Below are 7,489 nucleotides of genomic sequence, written 5' to 3' on the forward strand. Positions count from 1 at the left end.
CTCAGGGGCAGCCGGTATGGTTCTCGGTTTGACAGGTGTCGGTGCCGGTGCCGCCGTCGGCCGTGTCGGTCCCCGAGTCGCCGATCAGCAGGTCGTCGCCGGTGCCGCCGTGCAGGGTGTCGTTGCCGGCGCCGCCGAGCAGCCTGTTGTTCGCGGAGTTGCCGACCAGAAGATCGTTCCCATCGCCACCGGTGATGTTCTCCACGTCGGAACGCACGTCGTCGTTCTCCCCGACCTGGCCGTCGTTGGCCTGGTCGTCGAGCCGGATCGTCCGGGCGACAGGCCCGCTGGAGGAATCCGCGTAGGACACAGTGTCGACCCCCGAGCCACCTGCGAACGAGTCCGGCCCGTCGTACCGCGACGGCGAGAAGGGACCGTCCTGGATCGTGTCGTCACCGCCGCGCCCCTCGATCACGTCGGAACCGAATTCACCGGTGAAGTGGTTGTTCGCGTCGCTGCCGGTCAGGGTGTCGTGGCCCAGGCTGCCGGCGAGATTCTCCACGTCCGAACCGATGTTGTTGGTCCGGTCGCCGGGCATCCCGTCGTTGGCCACGTCGTCCAGCGAGATGCGGACACCCTCCGCGCCGAAGTCGCCCTGGCCGCCCGAGCCACGATCGATCCCCGGTCCACCGATCACGGTGCCGCCGCCGCTGACGGTGGCGAAATCGTCGCCCGCGCCCAGATCGATCAGCGAGTCTCTGGCCGTGGAGCGTGCGGAGTCGTTGCCCGGCCCCAGCCGCAGGGTTGCCGGCAGGCCACCCGCATCAGCGCTGTCATTGCCGTCGCCGGAATCGATCAGCAACCGGGTGGTCCCATCAACAGGGCACGACACCCTGTTCGGGTTGAAGGTGTCGGCCGCCTTCCGGCACGGGTAGACCGGCACGATCGGATTCGCGTGGTCGTTCACGAACGCGACACCGGAGTACACAAGAACGGAGAACCCGTTGTGCTGGCCCGGGGCCGCCACGACCGACAAGACCCCCTGGTCGATCCGGACCTGAGTCGAGGTCGCGGCCTGCGCCGCCGCGCCGGAGACCGCCACCTGCGCCACCCCCAGCACAACCGCACAACCCCACACCCTGCGCCGACGCCAACCGTTCATCGCCCCACTCCACCCTTCAGCGGCGATCACAGCCGGTATGGCCCGGTTCGCCGATGCCTTGGCGTGAAGTGTCACTCAAGCCACTGGGAAAACACTGGGCGACCGTCCGCACAACCGAATAGGCCGCCGTCCTGGGCAATCAACTCTGGGGTGGCTCCGGTGCCGACGTCCTCAACGGTGGTGCGGGCGATGACGTCCTCAGCGGCAACGGCGGCGAAGATCGGCTGAATAGTGAGGGTGGCCGTGACCCGCTCTTCGGCGGTGAGGGCGGCGACACCCTCGACGGCGGTCTGGGAACGGAACCGGACTTCCTTCGACGGTGGAGCAGGGGCGGACATCGCCGACTACACCCTTCGGCAAGACACGCTGATCGTTGACAACGACGGAGTCTTCGACGACGGGAGCGGTAACGAGGGGGACACCGTCAAGCCAACTATGGAGACAATCCGCGGTGGTGCCGGCAACGACCAGCTCAGTGTTGCGGCACCTTCGTCCACCCCGGAGATCAACCTCCTGCAAGGCGGTCAGGGCCACGATGAGCTCGACGTCGGGGATGGCGGACCGCGCGATCTAGTCGATGGGGGACTGGGCCTGGACACGTGCCTCCGTGGACGACCAGCCGGCGCTTCTCGATATCCCAGGGATCGCAGGTGAGCTCGAAGCGGACCGTCAGGATGCTGAAAGGGCGTCGTGGGGAACTGGTGGCGAATCTCTACGGTTGGGCCGTCGCGGTCAGACGGCTACCTAGCGACCTGAGGATCCAGATCTGAGTATCTGAGGTGGCTTACCTGAGTAATCGGAGCTCATGCGCATGGGTGAGGAGATGCGTAGAAATGTTGCCTAGTAGCCGAGACAAAGGGGGTGCGCAGTGGCGATGGAACTCGATGCGATGGGGACGGTGCTGGGGGTCTGGGCTCATCCGGATGATGAGGCCTACCTGTCGGCGGGGTTGATGGGCGCACTGATTGATTCGGGTCATCGAGTGGCGGTGGCAACAGCGACCTATGGTGAGCTTGGGGTGCCTGAGCCGGACGGCGTTTCGACGGAGCAGGTGGCGGCGATGCGGCGGGGGGAGCTGGTAGCGAGCCTTGGGCACGTCGGTGTTCTCAACCATCGGTCGTTGGGATTCATGGACGGGGCTTGCGCTGCAGTTCTGCCGGCGGTCGGTTCAAAGGCTGTGGCGGAGGTTATTGCCGAAGTTCAGCCGGACACGATTCTGACGTTTGGGCCGGATGGGATGACTGGGCATCCGGATCACCGGACCGTGTCGTCGTGGACGACGGCGGCTTGGCGGGCGTCGGGGAGGCGCGGGCGTTTGTTGTATGCGACGTTGACGCCCGGGTTTCACGAGGAGTGGCGCGCGCTCAACGAGCGGGTTGGGCTGTGGATGTCGGGCAATGGACCGGTGACGCCGGAGGACGAGCTCGCGCTCTACGTCGAGCTGACTGGTGCGGAGCTTGATCGGAAGATCGCGGCCGTGCGGGCTCATACGTCGCAGACGAGTGAGCTGGTTGAGGTGGTTGGGCCGGAAACGTTTCGGCGGTGGTGGTCTGCGGAGGCGTTCGTCGCTGCAGAATCGAGCCTGGAGGCAGAGCGATAAGGCCTGCTGTGGGCGTGCTGGACGGGGGATGCGCAGATATCGCGTGTCTTTGGCTTCGGTGTGACCGCGCCGAAGAACTACTGAGAATGAGGAGTTTGTGATGGGAGCATTTCCTAGCGTTACGCACGTGGCGGTGACGGTGTCGAACCTCGGGGTGAGTGTGCCGTGGTACTCGAAGCTGTTCGATGCCGAGGCGGTGCTCGACGAGGACACCGGTCCGTTTCGGCATGTGGTGTTCGCGATCGACGGCGGGATGTTGTTCGGTCTGCACGGATTTCCGGACGGGCCGTGGACGAGTGGGTACGACGAACGGCGGCCGGGGCTGGATCATGTCGCCTTCACCTGCGGGGATCGCGCGGAGCTGGAGGGCTGGCGGGGCCGGCTCGACGAGCTCGGCATCAAGCACGGCGGCATCGTCGATGCGCACTACGGGTCGGGGTTATCATTCAAGGATCCCGACGGTGTGCCGCTCGAGTTTTTCGCACCGCCGCCCGCCTGACCGGGCGACCAGCAGGCAGCACCGGGCGGATTTCGCCTCGCCACCGGGACCCTGTGAGCTCTGGATCGTGTGGCTGATGCCTTCGCGCCGGTGACGGTGTCGGGCAGCACGAGCACGGTTCAGAGCACCTCGTGGGTTGCGAGTAGTTACAGTTGCAGATGCGGGCTGTGGGTCGGGTGCGTCGACAATTCTGATGGCTCAGACGTACCCGCAGTCGACATTCGTCGGCTCAGACTGTCACGTGCAGACAGCGGAGGCCGCCGGGGAGATGCGGTGGCTCGCGCCGGCGTGCTCAGCCATGGTGGAGGATGCCTGGCTTCGAGACCAGTATGCGGCGGCGGACTGCGCCGTTCAGGTGTACGCCGAGATTGCCGAGCGATTGGTGCTTTCCGTCCGTACCGCAGGCAATCATGTGGCGGCTGTTCTGCAGAAGCTGGAGGTGCGAAACCGCAAGGACGCAGCCGCGAAATGGGCTGACCTGAACTAGGTATAACCATCGGCTCTTGCCCAGATCTGAGTACGCGAGAATACCAGCTGAGTACTGCAAGCTCATGTTTCGCTGAGTGCGCCACACGTAGAAATAGCTGACAGCTCTCGGTCGGCATGGATCGAGGCGGCGTACAGAAAGAAGCATCATGAGTGCGACTGGCTTTCTCCGTCCTGCAGATATCACACCAGCGGTGCAGGTGCTCTTCGACGAAGATGTCGCCGACCCCGGCTACGTGATGAATGTGTCCCGGCTGTGGGCCAACCAGCCTGAAGAGATGATCAGCCTTCTCTCGCTTGCCAAACAGATGAGCCTGCCGGGCGAGCTGAGCAAGCGCGAGCGTACTGTGCTATTGGCCGCGGCCTTGTCTGCACTGGGCGACTCGTACTGCACGCTGGTCTGGGGTTCGCGGCTGGCGCTGGCGAGCGACGCGGATACGGCCGCCGGCGTAATCCGGGGCAATGATGAGGGCTTGGACGCCAATGAGCAGGCCCTCGCACGCTGGGCACGCCGGGTCGCCCGCGACCCTTCGGCGATCAGCGAACAGGATGTTCAAGCGCTCCGCGACGCCGGGTACGACGACTCACGCATCTTCGCCATCACGGCTTTCGTCGGGCTCCGGCTCGCGTTCGCGATTATCAACGGGGCACTGGGTGTCCTTCCAGACGCGGATTTGCGTAAATCGGCGCCCGGCCCGGTGCTCGACGCTGTCACCTTTGGTCGTTCGATCGAGCCCGCGTCTTGAGCGTTCCGGAGGAGTACGACGTCATCGTGGTTGGCGGCCCGACTGGCCGGCGCGGCACCGCGATGCTCCTGCAGCGCAGAGGTGAGAAAGTAGCTGCCCGTGATGCCCATCGGTTTCCCAGCGCAGCTTGCCAGTCTGGGGGAGAAGCTGCTGTCGACGAGAGAGTCCCCCATGACTTGGGGCGATTGGTGCTTGTCAGGAGGTGCAGTCCGGTTGTGGTCCAGCGGTGGGCGGTTGGCCGGGCTGCGCCACCTGGCGAGGGGGGTTGCTCGCCGGTTTTCCTCAGAGCCGGCGAAGGCCCACTCGCTGGGGCCGCCGAACCCGACCGTAGGCCCTGACCTGCGCGAGGTCTGTACGGCGGCCCCAGCGAACCTGATGGTCAGTTCTTCAAGTAACACCACCCCGACGTTCACCCGCCCACGCCGGCTAGATCTGTACGACGACGGCTGCTCGTATTCGGTGATCCTCGAACAGGAAGCTTCCCCGGGGAGCTCGCGGCTGAGTCCACGGGGGAGCCTTCGGTGATCCGGTGGACTTAGTAGTCGCGCTGGTGGCGTACAGGTAGCCAGTCGGGAGTACAACCCTGCGGTCGCGGCGGCGATGGCCTCATTCCAGCGGGCAGCAGCCAGTTCGACGCGGCCGCGCTCGATGTTGAAATACTGCCAAAGGAGAACGTGCTCAGAACTCTGGGCAAGTTCGGTTGCCTGATAGGGCGATCTACAGACCTTGCTGCAGATCTTCCATCGCATCGCGGATGTGGCCCATGCGCCATTTGGCGCTGCCTCGATTGGTCAGGGCGTGCGGCATCACTGCCACGTCGCCGGTCGCCGGTTCCCAGCGCTTGCCCATCCTGGTGAGGCAGGCTCGATGTCGTCCAAGGGAGGACAGATGAACCGTTCAGACAGTCGCTCACGCTGGCCTGTTGGGCTGATCGGGTTGCTGCTGGTGCTAGCTGGCACGGTCGCGTCGACCAGTGTTGTTGCAGGTGGCTTTGCCGGCGAGCCGGCCGCTGCGTACGCCGCTGGCAGTGGCCCGATCCCACCACCTCCGGGCCCTGGACCGGGTGGATAGCCGCTTGTGTGCTGAGTACGTCGGCGCCATATGGCCGGTGATGAGCAGCCGCGACGCGACATCACGGCGGGCCCGATATCAAGAAGGAGTGGTGATGTGTTCTCTAGTCGCCTGTTCGGGTGGACATGCTCGTCTGGTGGGCTCGCTGATCCTGTTCTACTTCGTGGTCGGCTGTGTCTGGGTCATCGGTGGTGAGCCGCTCAGTGCGTATGCGGCCGGTGTAGGTCCAATCCCTGCGCCTCCGGGTCCGGGGCCTAGCGGTTGAGGCAACCATGGCAGCTAGCCCGGGGCTTTCACGGCTGTTGAGGCGGAGGCTGTGTCCTTGAACTGAAAGGTGCTCCTGACCAGCGACGATGTGGTTTGTCTAGGACCATGTCGTGCGAAGTCGAGGAGCACCTTCGAGGTGAAGACTACTGGGTTGTATCCGTATGTCCGCGTTGATGCGGCCGGATCGGGTGTGGTGTCGCAGGCCGGTGGCTTGTTGCTGACCGAGGCGGTCCGGGCCAGTGGCCTGGTCACGGAGCTGTCGGGGGCGTTGGTGCCGTGGCGTAAGCCGTTGGCCAGGCATGATCCGGCCAAGGTCATCGCCGATCTCGCGATCATGCTCGGGTTGGGTGGGGATTGTCTGGCCGATATCGCGGTGCTGCGTGGTGAACCGGGCCTGTTCGGTCCGGTCGCCTCGGACCCGACGGTGTCGCGGACGGTCGATGCGCTGGCCGGCGACGTCGAGGCGGTGCTGAAGGCGATCAACGCTGCGCGGGCTGCTGCCCGGGCGCGGGTGTGGGCGCTGGCCGGTGAGCACGCACCGGACACCGGACGCGATGGCGAGGATCCGTTGATCGTGGACCTCGACGCGACGCTGGTGGGTGCGCATTCGGATAAGCAAGGCGCGGCGCCAACCTTCAAGCGGGGTTACGGATTCCATCCGTTGTGCGCGTTCGTCGACCACGGATCTGACGGGTCTGGTGAACCGCTGGCGATCAGGTTGCGGCCCGGGAACGCCGGCTCGAACACGGCCGCTGACCATATCGCCGTGGTCCGTGACGCTCTCAAACAACTCCCCGGACACCGGTCGGGGACGCGGCCGGGGCGCCGGGTGCTGATCCGTACCGACTCGGCCGGCTGCACCCACGAGTTCCTCGACTGGATCGTGGCGCAGCGGCTGTCGTACTCGGTCGGGTTCACCCTGCCCGATGACTTCGCCCAAGCCCTGCCGCGGATCCCGAAGCAGGCGTGGACACCGGCGATCGACAGCGATGGCCGGGTCCGTGACGGCGCCTGGGTCGCCGACGTCACCGCCTTGGTCAACTTGTCGAAGTGGCCGGCCGGGATGCGGGTGATCGTCCGCAAAGAACGCCCCCACCCCGGCGCCCAGTTGCGCCTCACCGACATCGACGGACACCGCATCACCGCGTTCGCGACCAACACGGCCCGCGGACAACTCGCCGACCTCGAACTACGCCACCGCCGCCGGGCACGCGCCGAAGACCGCATCCGCTGCGCCAAGGACACCGGACTCAGAAACCTCCCGTTGCACGACTTCGACCAGAATCAGATCTGGTGCGCGATCGTCGCTCTGGCCTGCGAACTCACCACCTGGATGCAGCTACTCGCGTTCACCGACGCCGACGGCACCACCCACGAGGCTCGCCGCTGGGAGCCCAAACGCCTACGCCTGCGACTGTTCTCGACCGCCGCCAGGCTCGCCCGGACCGGCCGCCGCACCATCGTGCACCTCGCCTGCAACGGCGCCTGGACCACGGTGTTGCACACCGGCCTCACCAGGCTCCACACCCTCACCGCGCCCAGCTAAAACAACACCCCACCCATCACAGCAACCGAAACAGACCCGGCCCCTGGAACCGGCGCCCACCCGAGACGACACTCGGGCCACTGTCCTACCCACCTGCAAGAATCAACCCCGAAACCGGCCACCAAGCCGCGAGCCGCCGCCCGCGACAGAGTCACGAAAGATCCGGGCTAGC

8 protein-coding genes are annotated in these 7,489 nt (G+C 65.7%); 6 read left to right on the plus strand and 2 right to left on the minus strand.

The window, feature by feature from the left end:
- Window position 1 precedes the first annotated feature (1 nt).
- Entirely contained in the window at window positions 2-1,102 is a 1,101-nt protein-coding gene (locus A3ES_RS56625; protein ID WP_157631059.1) for a calcium-binding protein, read from the minus strand.
- 131 nt (window positions 1,103-1,233) lie between these two features.
- On the opposite strand from A3ES_RS56625, the gene A3ES_RS57425 reads away from it, so the two are divergent.
- The 5 genes from A3ES_RS57425 to A3ES_RS0145025 all read left to right on the plus strand — a co-directional run bounded on the left by A3ES_RS57425 (window position 1,234) and on the right by A3ES_RS0145025 (window position 4,433).
- On the plus strand, window positions 1,234-1,479 hold the full coding sequence (locus tag A3ES_RS57425) for a hypothetical protein (protein WP_157631087.1): 246 nt from the start codon (window positions 1,234-1,236) through the stop codon (window positions 1,477-1,479).
- Window positions 1,480-1,976: 497 nt separating this feature from the next.
- Window positions 1,977-2,702 (plus strand): PIG-L deacetylase family protein, encoded by a 726-nt coding sequence (locus A3ES_RS0145010; protein WP_040457233.1) that lies wholly within the window; start codon window positions 1,977-1,979, stop codon window positions 2,700-2,702.
- A 100-nt stretch (window positions 2,703-2,802) separates the two neighbouring features.
- Complete coding sequence (locus A3ES_RS0145015; protein WP_026163803.1) at window positions 2,803-3,201, plus strand: VOC family protein; 399 nt, start codon at window positions 2,803-2,805, stop codon at window positions 3,199-3,201.
- A gap of 193 nt (window positions 3,202-3,394) precedes the next feature.
- Window positions 3,395-3,688, plus strand: coding sequence for a response regulator transcription factor (locus tag A3ES_RS0145020; RefSeq protein WP_020393405.1), 294 nt, complete (start codon window positions 3,395-3,397; stop codon window positions 3,686-3,688).
- Window positions 3,689-3,836: 148 nt separating this feature from the next.
- Entirely contained in the window at window positions 3,837-4,433 is a 597-nt protein-coding gene (locus A3ES_RS0145025; RefSeq protein ID WP_026163804.1) for a carboxymuconolactone decarboxylase family protein, read from the plus strand.
- 717 nt (window positions 4,434-5,150) lie between these two features.
- Here A3ES_RS0145025 and A3ES_RS56890 read toward each other — a convergent pair.
- Window positions 5,151-5,282: a hypothetical protein gene (locus tag A3ES_RS56890; RefSeq protein ID WP_020393407.1), complete on the minus strand. Its 132-nt coding sequence runs from the start codon at window positions 5,280-5,282 to the stop codon at window positions 5,151-5,153.
- A 625-nt stretch (window positions 5,283-5,907) separates the two neighbouring features.
- Here A3ES_RS56890 and A3ES_RS0145035 point away from each other — a divergent pair.
- The gene (locus A3ES_RS0145035; RefSeq protein ID WP_020391488.1) at window positions 5,908-7,317 is read left to right on the plus strand and encodes an IS1380 family transposase; all 1,410 of its coding nucleotides are present in this window, start codon (window positions 5,908-5,910) and stop codon (window positions 7,315-7,317) included.
- The last annotated feature ends 172 nt before the right edge of the window (window positions 7,318-7,489 follow it).

The sequence above is a fragment of the Kribbella catacumbae DSM 19601 genome (genome assembly GCF_000372465.1).
GTDB classification, from domain to species: domain Bacteria; phylum Actinomycetota; class Actinomycetes; order Propionibacteriales; family Kribbellaceae; genus Kribbella; species Kribbella catacumbae.

What these genes read in the sequence shown, in the direction of transcription:
- A3ES_RS56625 (WP_157631059.1), bottom strand. Translation starts at nt 1,102, where the DNA reads ATGAACGGTTGGCGTCGGCGCAGGGTGTGGGGTTGTGCGGTTGTGCTG.
- A3ES_RS0145010 (WP_040457233.1), top strand. Translation starts at nt 1,977, where the DNA reads ATGGAACTCGATGCGATGGGGACGGTGCTGGGGGTCTGGGCTCATCCG.
- A3ES_RS0145015 (WP_026163803.1), top strand. Translation starts at nt 2,803, where the DNA reads ATGGGAGCATTTCCTAGCGTTACGCACGTGGCGGTGACGGTGTCGAAC.
- A3ES_RS0145020 (WP_020393405.1), top strand. Translation starts at nt 3,395, where the DNA reads ATGGCTCAGACGTACCCGCAGTCGACATTCGTCGGCTCAGACTGTCAC.
- A3ES_RS0145025 (WP_026163804.1), top strand. Translation starts at nt 3,837, where the DNA reads ATGAGTGCGACTGGCTTTCTCCGTCCTGCAGATATCACACCAGCGGTG.
- A3ES_RS56890 (WP_020393407.1), bottom strand. Translation starts at nt 5,282, where the DNA reads ATGGGCAAGCGCTGGGAACCGGCGACCGGCGACGTGGCAGTGATGCCG.